This window comes from Flavobacterium niveum (genome assembly GCF_055231775.1).
Genome location: NZ_JBUYSX010000001.1, coordinates 1,184,016 through 1,207,980, shown reverse-complemented (window position 1 = coordinate 1,207,980; position 23,965 = coordinate 1,184,016). Strand labels below are relative to the sequence as shown.

The 23,965-nt window shown below is 43.9% G+C and carries 20 protein-coding genes and 1 tRNA gene; 11 read left to right on the top strand and 10 right to left on the bottom strand.

Annotation, left to right across the window (positions count from 1 at the left end):
- The first annotated feature begins 11 nt into the window (after positions 1 to 11).
- Both ACZIX4_RS04875 and ACZIX4_RS04870 read left to right on the top strand, forming a co-directional pair.
- The gene (locus tag ACZIX4_RS04875) at positions 12 to 1,829 is read left to right on the top strand and encodes a chloride channel protein (RefSeq protein ID WP_463334481.1); all 1,818 of its coding nucleotides are present in this window, start codon (positions 12 to 14) and stop codon (positions 1,827 to 1,829) included.
- 63 nt (positions 1,830 to 1,892) lie between these two features.
- Complete coding sequence (locus ACZIX4_RS04870) at positions 1,893 to 2,807, top strand: NAD(P)/FAD-dependent oxidoreductase (RefSeq protein ID WP_463334480.1); 915 nt, start codon at positions 1,893 to 1,895, stop codon at positions 2,805 to 2,807.
- Between the two features lie 29 nt (positions 2,808 to 2,836).
- On the opposite strand, the gene ACZIX4_RS04865 is transcribed toward ACZIX4_RS04870, so the two are convergent.
- The 6 genes from ACZIX4_RS04865 to ACZIX4_RS04840 form a co-directional block, all read right to left on the bottom strand.
- Positions 2,837 to 4,210 (bottom strand): nucleoside permease, encoded by a 1,374-nt coding sequence (locus ACZIX4_RS04865; RefSeq protein ID WP_463334479.1) that lies wholly within the window; start codon positions 4,208 to 4,210, stop codon positions 2,837 to 2,839.
- 111 nt (positions 4,211 to 4,321) lie between these two features.
- Complete coding sequence (gene porQ, locus ACZIX4_RS04860) at positions 4,322 to 5,341, bottom strand: type IX secretion system protein PorQ (protein ID WP_463334583.1); 1,020 nt, start codon at positions 5,339 to 5,341, stop codon at positions 4,322 to 4,324.
- Positions 5,342 to 5,603: 262 nt separating this feature from the next.
- Complete coding sequence (gene lon, locus ACZIX4_RS04855; protein ID WP_463334478.1) at positions 5,604 to 8,054, bottom strand: endopeptidase La; 2,451 nt, start codon at positions 8,052 to 8,054, stop codon at positions 5,604 to 5,606.
- A 198-nt stretch (positions 8,055 to 8,252) separates the two neighbouring features.
- Positions 8,253 to 9,533, bottom strand: a complete 1,281-nt coding sequence (locus ACZIX4_RS04850) for a DUF6252 domain-containing protein (protein ID WP_463334477.1) — start codon at positions 9,531 to 9,533, stop codon at positions 8,253 to 8,255.
- A 180-nt stretch (positions 9,534 to 9,713) separates the two neighbouring features.
- A complete protein-coding gene (locus ACZIX4_RS04845) occupies positions 9,714 to 10,514 on the bottom strand; it encodes a hypothetical protein (RefSeq protein ID WP_463334476.1) in 801 nt (266 codons plus the stop codon).
- A 68-nt stretch (positions 10,515 to 10,582) separates the two neighbouring features.
- A complete protein-coding gene (locus ACZIX4_RS04840) occupies positions 10,583 to 11,884 on the bottom strand; it encodes an MFS transporter (RefSeq protein WP_463334475.1) in 1,302 nt (433 codons plus the stop codon).
- 234 nt (positions 11,885 to 12,118) lie between these two features.
- Here ACZIX4_RS04840 and ACZIX4_RS04835 point away from each other — a divergent pair, with 234 nt between their 5' ends.
- Positions 12,119 to 13,630, top strand: coding sequence for a hypothetical protein (locus tag ACZIX4_RS04835; protein WP_463334474.1), 1,512 nt, complete (start codon positions 12,119 to 12,121; stop codon positions 13,628 to 13,630).
- Positions 13,631 to 13,756: 126 nt separating this feature from the next.
- On the opposite strand, the gene ACZIX4_RS04830 is transcribed toward ACZIX4_RS04835, so the two are convergent.
- Positions 13,757 to 14,572 (bottom strand): M48 family metallopeptidase, encoded by an 816-nt coding sequence (locus tag ACZIX4_RS04830; protein WP_463334473.1) that lies wholly within the window; start codon positions 14,570 to 14,572, stop codon positions 13,757 to 13,759.
- A 176-nt stretch (positions 14,573 to 14,748) separates the two neighbouring features.
- Between ACZIX4_RS04830 and ACZIX4_RS04825 the strand changes: the two genes are divergently transcribed.
- The 4 genes from ACZIX4_RS04825 (at position 14,749) to ACZIX4_RS04810 (ending at position 17,505) form a co-directional block, all read left to right on the top strand.
- On the top strand, positions 14,749 to 15,618 hold the full coding sequence (locus tag ACZIX4_RS04825) for an alpha/beta fold hydrolase (protein WP_463334472.1): 870 nt from the start codon (positions 14,749 to 14,751) through the stop codon (positions 15,616 to 15,618).
- A complete protein-coding gene (msrB, locus tag ACZIX4_RS04820) occupies positions 15,615 to 16,118 on the top strand; it encodes a peptide-methionine (R)-S-oxide reductase MsrB (protein WP_463334471.1) in 504 nt (167 codons plus the stop codon). The genes ACZIX4_RS04825 and msrB (ACZIX4_RS04820) overlap by 4 nt, the downstream gene beginning before the upstream one ends.
- 99 nt (positions 16,119 to 16,217) lie before the next feature.
- Positions 16,218 to 16,616: a peptide-methionine (R)-S-oxide reductase MsrB gene (gene msrB, locus ACZIX4_RS04815; RefSeq protein ID WP_463334470.1), complete on the top strand. Its 399-nt coding sequence runs from the start codon at positions 16,218 to 16,220 to the stop codon at positions 16,614 to 16,616.
- A 247-nt stretch (positions 16,617 to 16,863) separates the two neighbouring features.
- Entirely contained in the window at positions 16,864 to 17,505 is a 642-nt protein-coding gene (locus tag ACZIX4_RS04810; RefSeq protein WP_463334469.1) for an endonuclease III domain-containing protein, read from the top strand.
- 12 nt (positions 17,506 to 17,517) lie between these two features.
- Here ACZIX4_RS04810 and ACZIX4_RS04805 read toward each other — a convergent pair whose 3' ends face one another.
- The gene (locus tag ACZIX4_RS04805) at positions 17,518 to 17,970 is read right to left on the bottom strand and encodes a 6-pyruvoyl trahydropterin synthase family protein (RefSeq protein ID WP_463334468.1); all 453 of its coding nucleotides are present in this window, start codon (positions 17,968 to 17,970) and stop codon (positions 17,518 to 17,520) included.
- A gap of 97 nt (positions 17,971 to 18,067) precedes the next feature.
- On the opposite strand from ACZIX4_RS04805, the gene ACZIX4_RS04800 reads away from it, so the two are divergent.
- Together ACZIX4_RS04800 and ACZIX4_RS04795 are read left to right on the top strand one after the other, a co-directional pair.
- Positions 18,068 to 18,694: a 2OG-Fe(II) oxygenase gene (locus ACZIX4_RS04800; RefSeq protein WP_463334467.1), complete on the top strand. Its 627-nt coding sequence runs from the start codon at positions 18,068 to 18,070 to the stop codon at positions 18,692 to 18,694.
- Between the two features lie 83 nt (positions 18,695 to 18,777).
- A tRNA-Ala gene (locus ACZIX4_RS04795) sits at positions 18,778 to 18,851 on the top strand.
- Between the two features lie 70 nt (positions 18,852 to 18,921).
- On the opposite strand, the gene ACZIX4_RS04790 is transcribed toward ACZIX4_RS04795, so the two are convergent.
- Both ACZIX4_RS04790 and ACZIX4_RS04785 read right to left on the bottom strand, forming a co-directional pair.
- Positions 18,922 to 19,086 carry a hypothetical protein gene (locus ACZIX4_RS04790; protein WP_463334466.1) on the bottom strand — a complete coding sequence of 55 codons (165 nt, stop codon included), beginning with the start codon at positions 19,084 to 19,086 and terminating at the stop codon, positions 18,922 to 18,924.
- Between the two features lie 92 nt (positions 19,087 to 19,178).
- Positions 19,179 to 22,298: a T9SS type B sorting domain-containing protein gene (locus ACZIX4_RS04785; protein ID WP_463334465.1), complete on the bottom strand. Its 3,120-nt coding sequence runs from the start codon at positions 22,296 to 22,298 to the stop codon at positions 19,179 to 19,181.
- Between the two features lie 108 nt (positions 22,299 to 22,406).
- Between ACZIX4_RS04785 and pyrR the strand changes: the two genes are divergently transcribed.
- Positions 22,407 to 22,940, top strand: a complete 534-nt coding sequence (pyrR, locus tag ACZIX4_RS04780) for a bifunctional pyr operon transcriptional regulator/uracil phosphoribosyltransferase PyrR (RefSeq protein ID WP_463334464.1) — start codon at positions 22,407 to 22,409, stop codon at positions 22,938 to 22,940.
- Positions 22,941 to 22,971: 31 nt separating this feature from the next.
- Entirely contained in the window at positions 22,972 to 23,901 is a 930-nt protein-coding gene (locus ACZIX4_RS04775; RefSeq protein WP_411407946.1) for an aspartate carbamoyltransferase catalytic subunit, read from the top strand.
- Positions 23,902 to 23,965 lie beyond the last annotated feature (64 nt).

The following is a 23,965-nucleotide window of genomic DNA, read 5'->3' as shown; positions in this document are numbered from 1 at the left end:
CACTTTTCACAATGCAACAAAGCTTCTCATCAAAAATTGGCCTCGCGCTACGCAAAAACCTTGGCCGTCTTGAAGCTTTTTTCCTGATACTGAAAAGCCTGCTTTCCGAAAGGCATTTTATATACGTTTCGGCAGTACTGGTGGGTGTTTCCACAGCATTTGCGGTAATTATCCTGAAGGGTTTTGCGCATAATGTATTTCGTTTTGCTACCTATATAAACGGTTACCTTAAACTCCCGTACATCAACAGTATACTGCCTATAGTAGGTATTTTGCTTACCGTATTGGTCGTAAAACGCGTACTGCACAATAAGATTGAAAAAGGCAGTTCGCGAATATTGGTGGCAGTAGCGCGCAAGGGTGGTATCATGCCCCGCAAACAGATGTATGCCCAGATTATAACCAGCTCGCTTACCGTGGGCCTTGGCGGTTCTGCCGGGCTTGAGTCGCCCATTACCATAACGGGCGCGGCTTTTGGATCTAACTTTGCACGCAAATACAAGCTACACAAAAAAGACCGCATCCTTATGCTGGCTTGTGGTGTGGCAGCGGGTATAGGTGCTGCGTTTAACGCCCCTATAGCAGGTGTGCTTTTTGCCATAGAAGTAGTTTTGGCCGACGTATCCATAACGGCATTCATCCCTATCATGATTTCTGCGGCAGCAGGCGCGCTTGTGTCTACCGTAGTGCTTGATGAGGAGATATTACTATCTTTCAGGCAAAGGCAGGAATTTGACTACCACAATATTATATTCTACGTATTGCTGGGTATACTCGCGGGTTTTGTATCGCTGTACCATGCTAAAGTATTCCAGAAAGTAGAAGGGCACTTTAAAAAACTGAAAATAACAGGCTACCGCAAGGCGTTGTACGGGGCTATCCCGCTGGCAGTACTTATCTTCCTGTTCCCTACCCTTTTTGGCGAAGGTTACGAAAGCATCCGTACGCTTACGGCAGCAAACCCCCAGGCTTTATTAGACAATACCCTGCTGGAGAACATCAACTGCAAAGAATGGATATTACTACTGTTTGTAACGCTTACTATGCTTATCAAAGCCGTAGCCACGGGGCTTACACTGGCCAGTGGTGGTAATGGGGGCAACTTTGCACCGTCGCTTTTTGTGGGATCGTATTTAGGCTTTATCGTATCTAAATTCTTTAACCTTATCGGGTTGGCAAATTTACCGGTGGGCAACTTTACGCTTGTGGGCATGGCCGGTATACTGAGTGGGCTGTTCCATGCACCGCTCACATCCATATTCCTTATTGCGGAAATTACCGGAGGCTACAACCTTATGGTGCCGCTTATGATAGTATCATCCATTAGCTTTGCCGTATCAAAACAGTTTGAAACCTATTCCATGGATGTAAAACACCTGGCAAACAAAGGCCACGTATTTACATCTGACAAAGACCGTAACATATTGAGCAGCATCGATGTTATGGAGGTTATTGTTACCGACATCCCTACACTTTCTCCATTGGCCAAAGCCGATGATATAGTACAACTGCTTGCCAGTTCACAATACGGGCACTTTGCAGTGACCGACGACCGCAACCGCCTGTTGGGCGTTGTAGATTTTGAACGCATACGTGGCATTGTATTTAATTCTTTTAAAATTAAATACAGCACAATGGACGAGTTGATGACGGTGCCAACTGTGGTAGCTTCGGTAGAGGATTCCATAGAAATGATTATGGAAAAATTTGAGGAAGCCCACGCCAATTACCTGCCCATACTTAAAGACGACCGCTACTACGGCTTCATTTACAAGGAAAAAGTACTGGAAGCCTACCGTGAAAAACACCGCGAAATTGTTATAGAATAATTAGCTGATAAGGTTTCGTTAAAGCGCATGCAACCTACCTAAATGCTTTGCTAACTTTAAGTTATGCAAACAGGAGGATATGCTTTTTACGACGTTATCATCATCGGCGGCAGCTATGCAGGGTTGTCGGCGGCACTGGCGCTTGGGCGTTCGCTGCGCAATGTGCTGGTTATAGACAGCGACAACGCCTGCAACAAGAAAGCCGCATACTCCCACAACTTCCTTACCCGCGACCACTTTCCGCCCGGCGATGTAAAAAACCACGCCCGCGAGCAGGTTATCGTATACCCAAATGTGCAGTGCATAGACGGGCTTGCCACTGATGTTTTTACCGAAGAAAAGCTATTTGGTGTAGTGCTGGATAACGGCAGTATTTACCATGCCCGTAAAGTACTTTTCGCCACCGGAGTAACCGACCTTGTACCGAACATCCCCGGGTTTGACAACTGCTGGGGCATCAGCATACTGCACTGCCCTTACTGTCATGGTTATGAAAACCGTGGCAAAAAAACGGCCGTTATAGGCAATGGCGACCAGGGTTTTGTATTGGCAAAAACCATACGGCAATGGACACCGCACCTTACCCTGTATACTAACGGTACCAGCACCCTTAGCCCTGACGAGGTTTTAAAACTGAATAACCACGGTATACTGGTGGTGGAAAATGAAATAGAATCGGTTGAAGAAAACCACGGGCAAATGGTACGCGTACACTTTAGCGGCATGCCCCCCGAAACACCTGAGGTACTATACATTCAACTGCCGTTTAAACAACAATGCCCCATCCCAGAAAAACTTGGCATGGAAATGACCGACAAAGGCTTCATACTGGTTAATCATTGCATGGAGACCTCCATACCCGGTATATATGCCGCGGGCGACTGCCTGTCGTTCTTCAGGTCGGTGGCACATGCGGTAGCATCGGGTAATAAAGCCGGTGCACTCATAAACAAATGCCTTATAGATGAGGATTTCTAATCCATGATAAGCAATAAAAAAGCCACTGGTTAGTGGCTTATATTTTCTACGGCTTTAGGGTCGTGTTTGTGTTTAAACAATAAGGCAAAGGCAATTGCTATAACCAACGCATACGCTGCAAAGGCCAGCCATATATCGTGCCAGTCCTTCATAAGTACAGGGCCGCTGAATACCCCATCAGAAGATACTGTAGTGCCATGGCTGCCTACAAATTCCAGCATCTTGGCATTATCAGGAGTTGTTTGCAGGAAGCCTGCTAATCCTGTAGCATCGGTAAATGAACGTGTAAAAAAGCGGTCTATAACCCAGCCGGCAGTAAAGCTGCCTATTACAGCCCCAAAACCATTGGTCATCATCATGAAGATACCCTGTGCCGACGAACGTATTTTAGGGTTTGTTGTAGTTTCTATGAACAGCGAACCGGAAATGTTGAAAAAGTCAAACGCCATACCGTAAACTATGCAAGACAGTATTATCATCCACAGTCCGGTAACCGGGTCGCCAAAGGCAAACAGGCCAAAACGCAGCACCCATGCCAGCATACTGATAAGCATTACCTGCTTGATACCGAAACGCTTCAGGAAGAACGGTATTGCCAATATAAACAGCGTTTCGCTAACCTGCGAAATAGACATGATTATGGTAGAATACTTCACCACGAACGATTCTGCATACTTAGGATAGTGCTTAAATTCATCCAGGAATACATCGCCGTAAGCATTGGTAAGCTGAAGTGCGCCACCTAAAAACATCGAGAATATAAAGAACAATGCCATTTTATAGGTACTGAAAAGCTGGAAAGCTTCAAGCCCAAGTGTTTCTATAAGATTGGCATTCCTTGTTGCATTTTGTGGCTTGCACGGTGGCAGTGTAAAGGCATATATACCTAATATAACTGCCGCAATACCTGCTATATAAAACTGGTATTCGTTTGCTTTGCTTCCTGTAAGGTTGGTTATCCACATGGCTACAATAAAGCCAATGGTGCCCCATACCCTTATCGGCGGGAAATCCTTAACCACATCGCCACCATTATTCTTTAACAGCGTATAAGATATGGAGTTGCTTAGGGCTATCGTAGGCATATAACAACACATAGCCAGCAACATCACACCTACAAATGTGGAAGGGTCGCCTACCTGCGGCAGGTAAAATAATACACCTGCATATAGTATTTGCAGTGCGCCATACAGCTTTTCGGCATTAATCCATTTATCGGCAATAATCCCCGTAAGGGTAGGCATAAAAATAGACGCAATGCCCATAGTACCGAAAACAAGCCCAAACTGGGTACCATCCCATTGTTTTGTGCCAAACCAATAATTTGCAATAGTGATAAGCCATGCCCCCCAAACAAAAAATTGCAGGAAGCTCATTAAAACAAGACGGTTTTTAATACCCATATAGCGCAGTATGTATTAACAGTATATTAACGAAGGTAAAACTATCACAATTTTTCGTTTTTAGAAAACAGAAGCCCGTTAAATATTACAACGTTAGCGCAAAAAGTGATTTTATTGCAGGTTTATGGTAAGCCCGAAAAGGCTGGTGGCTGCGGCTATGGTGTAGCGTGAGTAGGAATAATCAAGGCGGAGGGTATTAAAGCGTAGCGAAAAGCCAGCCGATATGCCCGCAAAAGTACGTTTGTCTACAAGGCCAAGTTCCTGCGAGCGGCGGAAATTGTACCCTGCCCTTATATTGAAGCTTTTACCGGGAAACAGCTCTGCACCTACAATTACGTGGCGCATGGCATTATTAAAAAAGCCTACTTTTTCTTCTTTTACAGAGCCGTCCAGGTCTTCTTCTGCCCTGTTAGGGTTGCTGAAGGCTATGTTCCACTGCTGCAGGTTTTCGAGGGTAAGGTGCCAGCGTACCGGTACGTTTTCCACTTCCTGGCTTATACCGGCTATTACTTCCAGAGGCAGCGGTTCGTACTGGCCTGCATAAGTAGTAAACTGCGAACCGATGTTTCGCACCGCAAGCCCTATATTAATGTCGTTATCCTCGTCTATATAAATACCGCCAATATCTACCGCACCACCCCATGAATTATAACTCTCAAGAGTAGATGAAATCACCTTGGCATTAGCCCCCAGATAAATATCCGTATACGGCACATTGTACGCATAGCCGAATGAAATGGCTATTTCACTACCGGAAAAGGAAGCTGTACTGTTTCCCAGTTCATCGTAGCCATCAAAATCGCCATAGTTTACATAGTTTACCCCTACATGGAATGTCTGTACGTGGCGGTCATACGTATAGGCATAAGCCGCCGTACCGTAACTAACTTCGCCAAAATAGCTGCCGTAGTTAACAGACAGGTGATTGTCCATTTCGGGGTTGATGGTTGCTGGGTTAAAGATGGCCTGGTTTACATCTTCGTCGTACAGTGTAACGATTTTTCCGCCCAATGCAGCCTGGCGTGGCGAGGTAACAAGGTTTAAGAACTGGTAGGTGTACTTACCCCCTATCTGGGCAAACGATGCCGTAGTGGCAAGCAGTAAAAATAGTAAGTACCGGTTTTTAAACATCATTATTGTATGGCGATTTGCACTTGTATAACGCAGTTGCGAAGATATTATTTTTTAAACAAAAAAACGGCTATGATTTTTAGCCGTTTTTGTTTGATTTTATCTTAACTGAACCCCGGCCTGTCATTGCGAGGAACGAAGCAATCTCATTATAGTGAAAGCTTAAAGTTGCTCTATGAGATTGCTTCGTCGTGCCTCCTCGCAATGACGGAACGTTTGAGTGAAGCTACTCCCTCTCCTTCGGAGAGGACTGGGGTGAGGCTTATAACGCCTTCGCATTCTTAGCCTTTTGGTTTGTAATGGCGTTTTCCAGCACCTCATGCATATAACGCACGTAGTGGAACGTAACCCCCTCCAGGTAATCCTGTTTTATTTCTTCAATATCGCGCCTGTTTTCCTCGCAAAGGATGATTTCCTTAATACCGGCACGCTTGGCAGCCAGTATTTTTTCCTTAATACCACCCACCGGAAGCACACGCCCACGCAGGGTTATTTCGCCTGTCATGGCAAGATTTTTCTTCACCCTTTTTTGCGTAAAGGTAGACACCAGCGATGTAAGCATAGCAATACCGGCACTCGGCCCGTCTTTCGGTGTAGCGCCTTCAGGCACGTGTACGTGTACGTTGTAATTGTTAATCACATCCTGGTTGATGCCTAAATCTTCGGCATTGGCTTTAATATACTCCAAAGCTATGGTAGCCGATTCTTTCATTACCGTACCCAGGTTACCCGTCATGGTAAGGTGGCCTTTACCTTTGCTCAGTATCGATTCTATAAACAATATATCGCCGCCTACGCTGGTCCAAGCAAGGCCTGTAACCACACCGGCTACTTCATTGGTTTCGTACTTATCACGCTCCATTTTAGGGGCGCCCAGTATTTTGATAACGTCTTCGTCAGTCACCTTAATGTTGTATTCCTCCTCCATAGCTATAGATTTGGCAACATTACGCACCACTTTCGCAAGTTGTTTTTCAAGGCCGCGCACACCACTTTCGCGGGTGTAGCCGGTAACTATCTTTTCAAGTTGTTTTTTGCCAATGGTTACGTCTTTCGCGGTAATACCATGTTCGGTAATCTGCTTTGGCAACAAGTGCTTACGTGCTATTTCCACTTTTTCCTCAATGGTGTAGCCGGTCATGTTTATCACCTCCATACGGTCGCGAAGGGCAGGCTGTATGGTAGCCATATTGTTAGACGTGGCGATGAACATTACCTTGCTAAGGTCGAAGCCCATTTCAAGGAAATTATCGTAAAACTCCTTGTTTTGCTCAGGATCCAGCACTTCAAGCAACGCCGATGATGGGTCGCCCTGGTTGCTGATGCTTAGCTTGTCTATTTCGTCTAACACAAACACAGGGTTGCTGGTACCGGCCTTTTTAAGGCTTTGTATAATACGGCCCGGCATAGCGCCAATGTACGTTTTACGGTGTCCGCGTATCTCAGCTTCATCGCGAAGGCCACCCAATGAAATACGGATATACTCGCGGCCAAGGGCTTCGGCTACACTTTTACCGATGCTGGTTTTACCCACACCCGGAGGCCCGTAAAGGCACAGTATAGGCGATTTCATATCCTTGCGCAGCTTCAGTACGGCAAGGTATTCTATAATACGCTTCTTAACATCGTCCAGGCCATAATGGTCGCGGTGCAGTATTTTATCGGCACGCTTCAGGTCGAAGCTATCAGTACTGTATACGTTCCACGGCAGGTCAAGCAAAAGCTCTATATAATTGCGCTGTATAGCATATTCTGCCACCTGAGGGTTCATACGTTGCAACTTAGCCAGTTCCTTATCAAACTGTGCCGACGTTTTTTCGTTCCACTTTTTGGTTTTAGACTTGGTGCGCATTTCCTCTATTTCCTGGTCGTGGCTTACACCACCCAGCTCTTCCTGTATGGTTTTCATCTGCTGGTGCAGGAAATACTCACGTTGCTGCTGGTCAAGGTCAAAACGCACCTTGCTCTGTATGTCGTTTTTCAATTCCAGCTTTTGCAATTCCAGATTCATAAAACGCAGGGTTTCAAGCGCGCGGTCTTTAAGGTTGCTCACCGCAAGCAGGTCCTGCTTATCCTTCACCGGAAGGTTCATATTGCTGGAAACAAAGTTTACCAGGAATGAATCGCTTTCTATGTTTTTTATGGCAAAAGTAGCCTCGGTAGGAATGTTCGGGCTTTCTTTTATAATCTGTATGGCAAGCTCCTTAATCGAATCGATGATGGTTGTAAACTCTCCATCTTCGGCCTCCGGACGCTGTTCCGAAAACTCACGGATAGTTGCTTTAAGGTACGGCTGGTCGCTAACCACCTCAGCAATTTCAAATCGTTTTTTACCCTGAATGATTACGGTAGTGTTACCATCGGGCATTTTAAGTACGCGCAATATACGCGCAACAGTACCCACGGTATGCACATCGCCTGCACCGGGTTCTTCTACCCTTTCGTCTTTCTGAGCAACCACGCCTATTACCTTACCTTCGGCATTGGCATCGTTTATAAGGCGGATGGATTTATCCCTGCCTGCGGTAATGGGAATTACCACACCGGGAAACAGTACCATATTACGTAACGGCAGTATGGGCAGCGTAGCCGGCAGTTCCTCATTGTTCATTTCCTCCTCGTCTTCGGGAGTCATTAGAGGAATAAGGTCGGCATCAGTATCCAGTTCGTTAAGTGACAAACTGTCAATATTTAGTATTCTCTGTTTAGACATATCGTTTTACAGGTCATTTTGTCATTTATAACCGTACAGGCCAGCATAAGCATTTTATCATAAAACGCTGTACTATGCAAATTTAGCATTTTTATCCTGTAACAGCAGGTATTGCTGCACTATGTTAAGACAATGATTGTGCCAATAAAAAAATCCGCCACAATTATGGCGGATTTTCCTGCTGTTTTTATCGTGGTTTTACCAATCGTATTCTACGTTAAACACCCCGTTTGTAACGGTATGGCTACCTACAGTATAGCTAAAAGTACCGGTTATCCAGCCGTTTTCCCTGCTGGTAATTACTACTGTACCGCTTGTAGCCTGAACTTCGGCATTATCGCCTGATTTAAACCATGCCTTAACTTCACCTGTAGGGCCAGCACCCAGCGTATAGTTACCTACGGTAGCCGTATTGTTAAAGAACAACCTTATTTGGTGGTTATCATCTATACCCTGAAGGGTAATGTCATAGTCAGGAGTGTCTTCCACCGTGCTTACAATAAGGTCGGTACCGGCGTAGTTAAAGTCTGTACCATCTACTTTAGCGCTAAATACCTCATCTGTTGGGGTATTGGTTTCGTCTGTGTAAGGAATGTTTTCAAACGAACCTTCGGTAAAGCTTTTGTTGGCCGAACCTTCAAGGTAACCTGTAAAGCTGAATGTACCCGAAATGGTATGGTTAGTAGTATCTATATCGGTAATGGTTACCGTACCTGTATCTTCTCCACCCGAAAGCGAAAGGTTTGTATATACTATTTCATCGCCGCCATCCGGAGAATAGGCAAACAAAGCCTCCTCTGTATAAGTATCTTCGGTAATACCATCTATTACTATAGACACATATTCGCCTGAAGCTCCCCTGAAACCTGTAACAGTTATAAGGCCGTTACCTACAGTAGCCAGTGTTTCATCAGCAGTGTATTGTGTACCGTCTATTTTTACTTTAAAGAAAGAATCACCCGGCTCAGTTGGCTCGGTAATGGTACCTGTGTAAGTAATATTGGTAAAGATACCGTTAGTAAACACCACATCTGCCTGTGTATCGTCTGTATAAATACCGGTAAAGTTAAATGTACCGGTTATTTTGTGGGTAGTAGTGTTTATCGATGTAATTTTTACAGTACCGTTAAGGCCCTCATCGTCTTCATTTACATAGAAGTTACCACCCGCATTAATATTAGGCGTATACATTATGGTGGCATCGGTATAGGTACCTACGGTTGTCCCCGGTATGGTTATCATAAAGGTGCTTCCGTCAGATTTTACTGCCGATAGCACTATATTACCACTAAGCACCGCTGCCTGTGCGGTATTGGCTTGGTACGTTTGTCCGTTAAAATCTACCTGGAATGCCGAAGGGGCGTTATTACCCGGGTTTTCTCCTGCCAGCGCAGGGTCTATCGGCTCAACATCACACGAGGTGAAGCCTATAGCCATGAACAATATAGTAAGTGTAGAAAGTAACTTTAATCTTTTCATAAATCGAATTTTACCGCCAAATATAATTTATTAATCTACACTCTGCTATATTTTGCTGAAAATTTTATGATGGGGAAACTATTTTTACGGAAAAATACCAACGGGTATATCCACACATATATAAATAAAAAAAACGCCGCAATTTTTTGCGGCGTTTGTATATTATAGTGGTGAACTTCCTTAATTCAGGTCATATGAAACAAGTTCCATAGTGCTTGAGAATTCTAATTCCTCGTTTACGCTTTCTGCTTTTATAGGGCCTACATTTTTAGCAAACCATACGTAGCTGGTAGTACTGCTTTCTACTGGTGGTACACCTGCCATTTCAACAGTTAAATCCTGAACTACTTTTACTTTTATAACATCGTTATATGTAGTGCCGTTTACAGTAACAGAAATACCTTTTTCCTGTATGGTACCCGTAAAATCTATCGTTGTGGTAGAATCAGGCATATCTATAGGGAAATCAGGGATGTTTACTTCGTAGCTTGTAATTTGTGTTACGGTTTCCGTCCAGCCCTGGCCCACGTCAAGATTATCTTTAAGCACTATAAATTCGTACGGAGTAACGGTAATTTCAATACCTTCAGAATCCGGTATAAGAACTGCTACCCTTTGATAATAGGTACCATTCTCTTTTCTTAAATACGTAGTTGCGGTACCTGTTAGGTCATCAGTCCCTGAATCTGTAAATGCATGGTTAATTTTATAATACAGCTTGCCGTTTATGGTTTCTGTACCTATAATTTTCATCGGGTCATCATTCTGTGGTTCAGAACTTTCAAACTGCCATTCGTTGTTAATGGCCATTGGCCAGTAATCTCCGGTTGAGGGGCCGTTATCATCGTCATCATCGTCATCGCCCGGATTGTTGTCATCTGGGTTTTGGCTTACAAGCTCAGAGTCTATGGGTTCCGTTTCACACGATGCCAGTGTTACTAAAAACAGGGCAATAAAAACCCTAAGTACAGTTTTTCTCATTTGTTGGTTCTTAAATAAAGGTATTAGTAATCGATTGTTGTCAAAATTACACTATTTTATCTAAAAAACTAATCTTTTTTAGGCACGCGGAACAATAAAATAATGCCAAACACAAAGAATACTGTTAAAAATACTACAGAATAGCGCATGCTGCCAAAAATCTGGTCTACAGCGCCGTATAGCACCATGCCTATTACTATACCTATCTTCTCGGTTACATCATAAAAACTGAAGTAACTTGCAGTATCTGTAGTCTCAGGAAGGAACTTGCTGTAGGTACTGCGAGACAGGCTTTGTATACCGCCCATAACCAGCCCCACAAAAGCAGCAGTTATGTAAAAATGCACCGGCAGCGTTACAAAATAAGCACATACGCATATAACCGCCCATATGGTATTGATAATTATAAGGGCTTTTATGTTTCCTACTTTTGCCGATAGCTTCGAAGTAAGGATAGCCCCTATTACCGCCACCAGCTGTATAAGAAGTATACTGATAATAAGCCCCGAACTTTTGGCACTATTATCGGGCCAGGCAATTTCCTTGGCACCGAAATAGGTAGCTACAAGCATTACTGTTTGCACTGCCATGCTGTATACAAAAAATGCCCCGAGGTAGCGTTTCAGCTGTTTGTTGTCGCCAAGCTGTACCCATACTTTTTTCAGTTCACGGAAACCGTTAAGCATTACTTGCGTGGTAACTTTATTGGCGCTCTTATTCCCTTTTGGCAGATAGAAATACGTATACTGGCTGAATACAATCCACCATACCCCTACCGATACAAACGACCAGCGCATAACCTTTAGCGCCTGCTCCTCGCTTGAGGAACTCATTAGTATGGCAAGCACACCTATAAGCAACACCACGCTGCCTATGTACCCCATAGAATAGCCACGCGCGCTTACCGAGTCCTGCTGTTCAGGATAAGCAACATCGGGCAGGTAAGAGTTATAAAACACCAGGCTGCCCCAAAAGCCGATAAGCCCCATAAGGTAAGTAAACAGGCTGAAATAGATATTTTCTTTATCAAACCAATACAGCCCCACGCACGACAATGCGCCTATGTAGCAAAATGCCCTGAGGAAGTTTTTCTTATTACCGGCATAATCTGCAATACCCGATAGGAATGGCGATATAAACGCAACAATAAGGAATGCAAACGCAGTGGTAAAGCTCATTAGCGGCGTACTCCTGATTTCAATGCCAAAAACAGGTACCAGGGTGTCTTGCCCCTCTACCTTCGGAAATAAAATATCATAGAAAATAGGAAATACCGCCGAAGCGATTACAAGGCTGTATACAGAGTTAGCCCAGTCGTAAAACGCCCAGGCATTGAGCAGCTTTTTACTGCCTTTTTCAAGTTGTGCCATAATGGTTACCGGTTTTTTAGGTAAACCAAAACTACACTATTTTTTTAAATTGGGTTATACGGTAATGCGGTTATTTGGTTATGCGAAAAGCCACCCCGAAAGATGGCTTTCATTATTTTAAATTATGAATTGTAAATGACAAATAGCCTTAATTACAAATTAACGCATCAACAAATAAACGAATCCACAAACAACCTTTTTCATACCTTTGGGTATACCCAACCACAATATATCATGAAAAAACTTTTATCACTACTGATTATTATAAGCGCCGTTTCGTGCCGACAAGAAACAAAAGCGCAAAAAGCAGAAGAACCAAAAGTGCCTGCCGTACCACAAGGGCTTACTGCTGCCAAACCACCCTACATTATAGGCGACTATAAAATAGACCCGCAAAAGAAAACCATAGGCGTATATACCGAGGTAGGCGGTGTGGCGTGGGACGGCTATGCCTACCAGGAAAGAAAAGGCATTGACTTTACCGATACCCTTTACATTATAGGCAGTACACTTACATTTGACACTCCAAAAGAACATAACGGTAAAGGTTTCCAGTCATTTAAAATCATTGAGCGAAACCCAAATACAATGGTTTATACCGATGGCAATTACATTTACAGCTACCCCACCTGGGATAATGCCGTACCCATTTCCTGTGCAGGTATGAAGGTATATAATACATATTTTTACGAAGACAAAGACGGCAGCCTTTTTTTACTAAAAACAGAAAGGTCTCCGCAACTTCATAAAATAACTGCATTAACAGGGCTTGATAAAAACTCACTCACTAAGCTGAATGAAATCTCTTTTACCGATAAAAACGGGCTTTATTTGTGGGGGTCTGACGGTAATACACCCGCCCAATACACTAAGTTGGAAAGCAGCAACGGCAAAACAATAACCCCTATTGTAGGTAAAGGCGCTATTATTTATGGCAATGCAGTATATTCTACCTATGGCAGGCTTACAAAACTGCCGCTTACAGCCTCTAAAACTATTGAAATAGACCTACCCGCCTACAGAAGTGAAAATGTAATTACCGACGGAAAAACGATGTTTGAAAATAAAGGGCACCACGGATATATAAATGAACCCGGGTTTAACGACTATTTTGTTGTAGCCAATGATTTCCTGAGAAGCGGCATTACAATAAAACATTACCTGCCTGCTTTTACGGTGTTTACCCAATCTGCTGCCGATGCCGGTACATTTTACCTGGCATCTCATTACAGGAAAGCAAACAACAGCAAACCAACAGATATGTACAGCATCATTGCCGAAACAAATCAGGGATTGTATTACATTCCGCGTGCAAGGCAGAAAGCGGTTAAGATAAGAAACCTATTATACTACAATCCACTGACTAAGCGTGATGAAGTTGTGGACTTAAAAAAACTGAAAATTTTTAATCTGCAACTTTACGCATACAACAATCGCCTGTTTAGTAACGGTACCATGGTAAAAGAAACGGTAGACGTTACAAAACTACACGTACTGGCGTCGGGCAGTATAACTACTAATTATTTATCCGATGGAGATAAGCTCTATTTCTGTGCCTACGATAATATTTTTGAAAACGGCATTCAGCTGATAAGCCATAAAAATTATACCATACAAGGTGTACCGATAGATAAAATTAAAGTAGTAAACAGTGATATCCTGATAGATGATACTTTTATATATGTAAGAGGCCAGGCAATACCCATTGCCGCATTAGGCATCCCGGTAGTAGTATTTACAGACTAAAAGTAAAAGCCACCCCGAAGGATGGCTTTCATTATTTCAAATTATGAATTGTGAATTTTAAATTACAGGCAGACTTAATTACAAATTACCGCATCAGCAAATAACCAAATCCATAAACAATCTTAATTAATATTTTACGCCCAGCTTGGCTGCATTGGCCTTGGCTTTAGGTATTTCGTTGGTAATATTGGCAATACGCGTGGCATCGCTTGGGTGGGTGCTTAGCAGCTCAGGCACAGATGAACCACCTGCCTTGGCCGACATACGTTGCCAAAACTCCACTGCCTTGTCCGGGTTATAGCCTGCAATAGCCATTAGGGTAAGCCCCACCTGGTCGGCTTCACTTTCGTGGCTGCGGCTAAACGGAAGCACGGCACCATAGGTAGCACCTACACCATATGCCTGTTGTATTATCTGTTGGGTAGCCTGGCTTTTTCCTTGTGTAGCTACCTGTAGCCCAGCTGCACCCAGCTGTTGTGCCATATCGGCAGTCATACGCTGGCCACCGTGGTTCAGCAGTGCGTGCGCTACCTCATGCCCCATTACTGTGGCAAGGCCTGCTTCGTCTTTGGTAACCGGTAAAATACCGCTATATACTACTATCTTTCCGCCGGGCATACACCAGGCATTCACTTCATCATTTTGCACCAGCTTATATTCCCATTCATATCCGTTAAGATAGTCTGACTGCCCTACCGATGCCAGGTATTTTTCGGCAGCTGCCTTTATCTTTTGGCCTACTGAGGTAACCATGGCTGCCTCTTTAGTACCGGTTATAACTTTATTCTCCTTTAAAAACTGATCGTATTGTGTAAATGCCGTAGGGAACAACTGGCTGTTTGGCACAGCATTAAGTTGTTTTTTTCCTGTAAAAGGGTTGGTGCTGCAGGCGGCAATAGTAAGCGCCAATGCACCGGCCATAGCTATGTTTCTTGTTTTCATGGTGAGCTGTTTTATGTTAAAGGCAAAATTATAAAATTAAGATGATAATATTTTTAGAAAAAATATCCTACAAAGTTAAAGTATTGTGAAGACGAACCAAACCTTTAAAGCAAAAACTATGCATGCATGGTATTTTTGTACCTTTGCATACTTTTATCCTTACAATCAATATACTGATGGAAAGTATAACTACTTCACTACAATACAATGCCTCGGCAAAAGTGCCGGGCATCATAATTACTACCGTAAAATTACTGGAGGCTATTTCGCCAACACTTACTGCTAAATTTGCCATTAAGCTGTTTACCACTCCCATAAAGCATAAGCTCCCTAAGCGTGAATTAGAAATGGATAAGCACAGCGCCCAGCAAAAGCTGTATATAAAATCCATTAAGAAGGATATACACGTATATACTTATGGCACCGGCGAAAAGAAAGTACTCCTTATACATGGCTGGAGCGGACGTGGTACCCAGCTGTGCAGCATAGCAAACAAACTGGTGAAACGCGGCTACACCACCATAAGTTTTGATGCCCCCGCACATGGCAAGGCTCCGGGGAAAACCAGTGATATGACCGAGTTTATGGCAGCCGCCCTGCAACTACAGGAAGAGTTTGGCCCGTTTGAGTTTGCCATAGGGCATTCATTGGGTGCTATGGCTTTGCTTAATGCCATAAAACGTGGGCTATCAATCCAAAAAGCGGTGACCATAGGCGGTGGTGACGTAATACAGGATATCATGGACAGCTTCTGGAAAAAACTGGGCATGAAAGTTGCTACAGGTAAGCTGATGATTCGCCTGTTTGAAAAGAAATTTGGGGAAACTATAAACAGTTATTCTGCGTATGTAGCAGCATCAGATGTACACATTCCCGTACTGTTGATGCACGACGACGATGACGACGATGTACCCGTACAGGCGGCACATCATATAAAAGCCCACCTGGCTGATGCCCAACTGTATATTACACAGGGACTCGGCCACCGTAAAATACTGGGTGACAAAACTGTAATAAAAGAAATACTATTGTTTTTAGGTCTATGAGAAATATAATGATATTGCTGGCTATGGTGCTTACACTAACATCTTGCCAGGGGCAGGAAAAGAAAAAAGATGCCAAACCCGCCACAGCCGAAAAGGCGGAAAAGAAATTCCCCGTTACCAAAACCGACGACGAGTGGCGCGATTTGCTAACATCTGACCAGTATGATGTACTGCGCAACAAAGGTACCGAAATGCCCCATACCGGCGAATATGATGAGTTTTTTGAAAAAGGCTCTTACGTATGTGCAGCCTGCGGCAACCCGCTGTTTAAAAGCGATAATAAATTCCACTCAGAATGCGGCTGGCCGTCGTTTGACCAAGCCATAAAAGGTTCGGTAATTTACCAGCACGATAGCGGCTACGGCATGGATCGTACTGAGGTAATGTGCGCCCGTTGCGGTGGGCACCTGGGTCACGTATTTGACGATGGCCCTGTAAAAACCACCGGGCAGCGCTTTTGTACCAATTCGGTATCTATAAAATTTATCCCGGCACCTTAATTTAAAGGCCGGATGTTAAGGTTACACTATTTGCCGGTGAACGTACGGGTAAATGGCGTAATTTAGTATTGTATAAACAACACGAAAGGAAATAAAAAAATGAGCGATTACAAAGTACAGAAAACCGATGCCGAATGGAAAGAACAGCTTGGTTTAGAACGTTATAAAATACTGCGCCAAGCCGGTACAGAGTTCCCGCACAGTGGGCAGTACAACCTACATTTTGATCATGGCACCTATTGCTGTGGCGCTTGCGGAGAACCGCTTTTCGCAAGCGACAGTAAGTTTAAATCAAGCTGTGGCTGGCCTTCTTTTGACGAAGCCATTCCCGGTAAAGTGGAGTATGTTAAGGACAATTCCTTTGGCATGCAGCGCATAGAGATATTGTGTGCCAACTGCGGCAGCCACCTTGGCCACGTATTTGACGATGGCCCTACCGAAACCGGCCAGCGCTATTGCGTGAACAGTGCTTCGGTGGATTTCAGGGAAGAGCATTGATTTTCTATTGATTATTTTATATTTTCTAACCACATAGGCACATAGTCTGTTTACTTTAAAATATGAATCAAAACAGCGAACAAACAGAAAGGTTAGCTTTTATTGAAAAGCTTCAAAAAAGGATTCAAGAGTCCAAAGAAGGAAATTTAATATCCGAAGAAGAATTGAAAGCCTCTGTAGAAAGTTGGTTCAATTCCTAAAAATATAGTTATAAAACCTATGTACCTATGTGGTTAAAAATTAATTCATGAACTTATTCGAACAAACAAACTGGCCCGAAGCATTTAAACCCTTGGTTGAAAAATACAAAGGGAAGCAACACCCATTACATTACGGAAATATTTACCAGCTGCTGGTTATGGTGGTACTCAGCGCGCAGGATAACGATGCACACATTAACAAAATTGCACCTGATTTCTTCAGGAAATACCCCGACATGAAGGCTTTGGCAAAAGCCAATACGGCCGACCTTACCGAAGCACTGAGCAGTGTGCGTTTCCATACCAATAAGATAGCCTGGCTGCAGGATATAGCTTCTGAAATTAAGGAGGACAAGAACATCCCTACTACAATGAAGGAACTTACCAAGCTGAAAGGTGTGGGCAGGAAATCGGCTAACGTGATTATGCGCGAATTGGGCGTACAGGCAGAGGGTATCGTTGTAGACCTGCATGTTGTCCGCGTAGCGCCAAGGTTGGGCATCACTAAAGGGAAAATTGCCGATAAGATAGAGAAAGACCTTATGGCTGCACTGCCACAAAATATGTGGGGCGATGCCGGAATGGCTATATCATTTTTGGGCAGGGAAACCTGCCGCCCTACCAATCCTAAGCACAGCGAATGTGTAATGAATACCGTGTGCGAATATTGCCTGGAACATAAAGTCTAACCTGTAATAGTATTAAAGGTTATCGCTTTGATACCACTCTGCGTAAGAAGTTTCTGTTTCCTGTAACCTCAGGGAAAACAACTCAATACCTTCCGGCAGCAGCGGCACTATTTTCGACGCGAAATCGATAACCATATTTTCGCTTGTAGGCTGGTAATCTACCAAAATAACATGGTGCCCACGGGTTTGCAGTTCCTGCGCCAGTTCTATATGGGGCGTATTTTGGTTAAACACGGTAGCGTGGTCAAATACATCTACAATCTGCTCCTTTACAATCTTTTTAAGGTCGCCAAAATCTATCACCATACCGTATTTTACATTAGCCGTATCGGTAATCGGCGTACCTATTACCGTAACCGAAAGCTTGTAGCTGTGGCCGTGTACGTTTTTGCATTTTCCGTCGTATCCGTACAGTGCATGCCCGGTTTCAAAAGTAAACTGTTTGGTAATTCTTATTTTAGCCATTGTAAATGTATTAGCGGACGCAAAGTTAATAAATAACCTGTGGAAATATATTGCAAATAATCCTATATTTGACCCCGCATTCACACAACAAATTTAAATGGAAGACCTACAGACCAACCCTCTTTACGAACAGGTAATAGATGGGTTGCTTGAAAAGAACTATAGTATTGTAGACGGTTTTTTCTCCCCGGAAGAAGTATTTGCCCTACGCGCCGACCTGCTGGCCAAATACGAAGAAGATATTTTTAAAAAATCGGCCATAGGGCATAACTCAGACGAACACGTTGCCGAAGCAGTACGTGGCGATTTTATCCTTTGGCTTGATGAAACCTCAGAAGGAGTAGAAAAGATTTTCCTGGACAAAATAGCTGATTTTACAGATTACCTTAACCGTACCTGCTATATGGGTATTAAGCAAACTGAGTTCCACTATGCCCTGTACCCTGAAGGTACTTTTTATAAACGTCATTTAGATAATTTCCACAACAGCAACAGCCGTAAGCTATCGCTTATCTGCTACCTGAATACCGAAAACTGGAAACCTGAATACGGCGGCGAACTGGCCATATATGTACCAAATGCTGACGGGACGGAAGAAACCATAACCGTATCTCCCCTACAGGGAAGGGTTGTAGTATTTGAAAGCCAGCTGCTGGAACACGAGGTAATGCCTGTAAAACGGCCACGTCTCAGCATAACTGGCTGGCTTAAAACAAGTAACTGATTTTACTGCATTTTTACCAAATGTTTTTGTAAAAAAAGTTTGGATATTGCAGATTAATTACACTATATTTGCACACGCAAAATGGGGGATTAGCTCAGCTGGCTAGAGCGCTTGCATGGCATGCAAGAGGTCATCGGTTCGACTCCGATATTCTCCACAAAAAAACCGCAAACATTAATAAATGTATTGCGGTTTTTTGTTTTTAGTTACTTCCTAAAAACTGTACTTTATTTCCTGAAGCGGCTTATAACCCATATTACAAGCACTATAATGGCTATTACAATAAAAATCCCGAAGCCCATACCGGCTTTAAAAATATCGGCTATGGCTTCGCATCCGGTAAGCATAGACAGTACCAGCATAAGCACGCCAAGGTTAGCAATACGTTTCATATTTTTTGTTTTTAAGGTTATTGAATACCTAAAGTTAGCCCGATATACAGGGCTTTATAGTTAACAATAATCTAATTGGCAAAAAATTAAGTTTACCGCACCAGGCTAAAATGCGCCCCGAACGTTTTAGCCTCACCATATTCGGTATAATACACCTTAAACCAATAATCTGAAGCCGGCAAAGGCCTGCCATTATAGGTACCGTCCCATCCCCTACCGGGCGCTTCTACCTGTGCCAATAATTTTCCGTAACGGTCAAATATAATTACAGTGGCTTTTATACCGTGCTTGGGCGTTTCTATATTCCAGGTATCGTGGGTATTATCGCCATTCGGGGTAAAATAATTCGGGTAGCCTATGGTAATGCCCTTCTGTAAAACCTCTACCGTTACTTCTAAAAGGGGACTCTCACATCCGTTTACGGTTTGCGTTACATAATATGTAGTAACCCCTGTTTTTTTAGTAGCCGGTGTGGGTGCGGCAGGTAGTAAATATCCGTGTGCATCATACCATTTTATGTTTTCGCCCTGGGCTGTAAGCTGGGTGGCCACATCAAAATTATTATACACCACGTGGGTTTGTGTATCAGGCGTATCAGTTTCAGGATAAACCAGTACGTTAATTACCTCCCTGGGGCTTTCACAACTTGCCAGGGTTTGGCTTACGTAATATTGGAACATGCCTGCCACATCGGTTTGTGGTACAGGTGCTGTAGCGCTGCCGGTTCCGCCTGTGGCACTATTATACCATAAAAGCCCTGATCCTGTAGCAGTAAGCGGTAAAGCCTGTTGAAACTGGCAATAGGTTAACGAGGCGCCTACAACAGGAGAAGGCAAAATATCATAAACCGTAACTGTTACGGCTACCCGGTTACTTTCGCATCCATTTTGGGTTTGGGTTACATAATAGGTAGTGATACCCGGAACAGAAGTACCAGGTACAGGGGCTAATGCATTACCGGTACCTCCAGAAACTGTGGTATACCATAGCAAGTTTGTACCTGTGGCAGTTAATGCAGTGGCTATATCATTTTTGCAGTAAATTACATTACTTGCCTGTGGCACAGGTACCACATCGGGGGTTATGGTTACCGCAGTGGTAGGTGATTCGCACCCGGCGGTATTTTTTATTTTGATATTATACAGTCCCGGGGCTAACGGTGGTGAAACATTAGATGTGCCCCATGTAAGGCCGTTATCATAACTGTACAAAGTTGCTGCCGAAGAAACCGTAACTGCACCTGTAGCAGAAAAGCAGTTGGGCTGGGTTACCGTTACTACAGGGGCGGCAGGAGAACCTGTTTCAAGGTTTATTACAGCAATAGCAGGCCAGGACTCACACCCGGAGGCGTCTTTAATCTTAACATAATATGTACCGGCGGCAAGGGGTAATGATGTATTACTGCTACCCCACGTAGCGCCGTTATCAAAACTATATGCAGTAGCCGGAGTACTTACGGTTATGGTACCGGTTACAGATGTGCAACCTGTAGGCTGCTGTATTGTATAAAAAGGTGCTGCGGTCAGGTTAACATAATCGGGATACATATAAAAGTACAGCCCCTGCGATGTACAGCCGTTAGCGTCTTTAATTCGTATTTGGTAAGCCCCCGGAAACAGTACGGGCAGTACAGGGTTAGTTGTCCAGGTAGCCCCACCGTCAAAACTGTATTCGGCGGCAGGCGTGGTAACCGTTAAACCGCCACTGGTAGTGCAGTCAGCCAATGTCATGGTATAGGTTGCCTCGGGCAAATAGGTGTCAGGCACGTACACCCAACTCACAACAGATATACAGCCGCCGTCATTTTTAACTGCTACTTCATAAGACCCCGGTGCAAGATTTTGCATTACAGGATTAGTTGTCCACGTAAGGCCACCGTCAAAACTATATTCTGAAGCAGGTTCTGTAATGGTTATACTGCCGTTTGGCCCGCAAGAAGCATTTGTTACCGTAACATAAGGGTATTGCTGATTTGGCGGTATTTCCAGGCGTATTGCCGTATTATCAGACACACACCCCGAAGCATATTTGTAGCGTATGTTGTAGTTTCCTTCCGGCAGGCTTTGTGTGGGGTTGGTCACCCAGGTTACACCATTATCAAAGCTGTAATAATCTGCCGGTTGGTTAACGGTAATACTGCCATTTGCTATACACGTAGGGTTTAAGGCAGTAACATCGGGCGCTTTAAGGGCATCGTTAACATAATACTTAGGGCTTATAAAACAATTACTGCCATCGGTTATTTTAACTGCATAATTACCTGTTTGTAAAGGGCTGTATTGTGCATTTACAGCACCCGGTACAGCTATACCTTCATGGTACCACTGGTATTGCGCCGATGGGCTTACAGGCACCTGCGGGCTTGCCGACAAAACCAGGTTACTGTTACAATACATACCAGTTGCCGTAACAATTGCCCCAAAAACGGCACCTTTATTTAATAACAAGTTGTCAAACAAAAAATAAGGCAATGCAATATAATTATTAACGATAAGCTCATACCCGTTATCAGGAAATGTTGACGGCGGGCCTATCATTATAGCATTAATATTTTGCGATGGTGTAAAACTTATAGTCACCTGCGACCAGTCTTGCGTAGGGTCATAATTTACCTGCCCCAGCACTACCCAATCCGGGTTTGCCGTTTCGGGGCTTAGGTTAGTAAGTACAGGCAGGTCACTGCACTGGGGTGCACCATAGAGGGTTACATCTATAGGACCATAATATATAGAACCGTCATTACCAAGGCTCAACTGGGTATCTGAAGCAAATGAAGCTACATTCATGGTTAAGATATAATTTTCACCCGCCAGTAACGGTTCCATAAGGCAACTGCCTATATATTCTTTATCATCGGGTAAAAAAATAGCCCCTGCAATGCCCTCACCGTCCGGAAACGGCATAAGCCCTAATGCATCTATAGAATTAACACCTACATAGTTACAGGTATTAAAATAGTCTGATGTACCACTTGTGGCCTGTTGCCATTGCGAACAGAAAACCAATTGGGAATGCCAGCTGGGGCACTGGTCAAAGGCTTCAAAAGATGCATTGGGTATTATAGATGTTACGGCCACGCCATTGCACAGGCAGTCCGGGTCATTAAGGTCTGTAAGGCCGTCGCCGTCATCGTCAATTGCATTATTACAAATTTCCTGGCCCGACAGGCATAAACTGCAAAGGAATACTAATGAAGTAATTAAGCTTTTCATGTGGCTGGTTTATTGGTTACCTGCAAAATTATAATTATTGCCTTATGTAATAAAATTTTGTGTTTAAATATTATGCCTTAACTTTACACTCCAAACATTAACTGCATTATGAGCCATAAAATATTGCTTACAGCCCGCGAAGTCAATATCATCCTGCATCGTTTGGCCTGCCAGCTCATCGAAAAACACCTCGATTTTTCTGAAACCGTACTCATTGGCATACAGCCCAGGGGTGGTTTTGTGGCACGCCGCATTAAGCAAATCCTTGAAAAAGAGTACAACGTACCCCATATAGAAATAGGCTTTTTAGACATTACGTTTTTCCGCGACGATTTTCGCCGTGGCGATAAGCCGCTGGAGGCTAACCGTACCGAGATAGACTTTATTGTAGAAAACAAAAAGGTAATTTTTATAGACGACGTGCTCTACACCGGGCGCAGCATACGCGCAGCGCTTACCGCCATACAATCGTTTGGCCGCCCAAGCGAAATAGAGCTTATGGTGCTTATAGACCGCCGTTTTAGCCGCCACCTGCCCATACAGCCCGATTACCGCGGCCGACAGGTAGATGCCATTAACAACGAAAAAGTCAGGGTATCATGGGAAGAAAACGAGGGCGAAGATTCTGTATATATAGTTTAACAAACGCGATAACAACACACTACTACACCAGATGAAAGAACTAAGCGTTAATCATTTATTAGGTATAAAGTATATCAACAAAAATGATATCGACCTTATTTTTGAAACAGCTGACCAGTTTAAGGAAGTAATAAACCGACCGATAAAAAAGGTACCTTCACTGAGGGATATTACCATTGCTAATATTTTCTTTGAAAACAGTACGCGTACCCGCCTGTCGTTTGAGCTGGCACAGAAAAGGCTTAGTGCCGATGTGATTAGCTTCAGCGCGGCGCAGTCGTCTGTAAAAAAAGGCGAAACCCTTATAGATACAGTAAACAACATACTGAGCATGAAGGTAGACATGGTGGTAATGCGCCATGAAAAACCGGGTGCTGCACACTTCCTGTCCAAACACGTTAATGCCAGTATAGTGAATGCCGGAGACGGTGCACACGAACACCCTACACAGGCATTGCTGGACTCGTATACCATCCGCGAGAAGCTGGGCGGTGTTGAAGGCAAAAAGGTGGTTATTGTAGGCGATATACTGCACAGCCGTGTGGCGCTGTCTAACATATTTGCGCTGCAAATGCAGGGTGCCGAAGTGAAGGTATGCGGGCCAAAAACACTGATACCACGCTATATAGAATCGCTTGGGGTAACCGTGGAGCCAAACCTGCGTAAAGCTCTGGAATGGGCCGATGTGGCTAACATGCTGCGTGTACAAAACGAAAGGCTGGATGTAAACTATTTCCCGTCTACGCGCGAATATGCACAGCAGTACGGCCTTGACAAGGCATTCCTTGATTCGCTTAATAAAGAAATTGTAATAATGCACCCGGGGCCTATAAACCGCGGGGTAGAGATAACCAGCGACGTGGCCGACTCACAACAATCTGTAATACTGGAACAGGTAGAAAACGGTGTAGCGGTGCGTATGGCTGTCATTTACCTGCTGGCAAGCAAAATTAAACAGTAATAAAGCTACTGAGCTTCTGAGTTGCTTAGCAGCTCAGAAGCTCAGCGGCTCAGAAGCTTTTAAA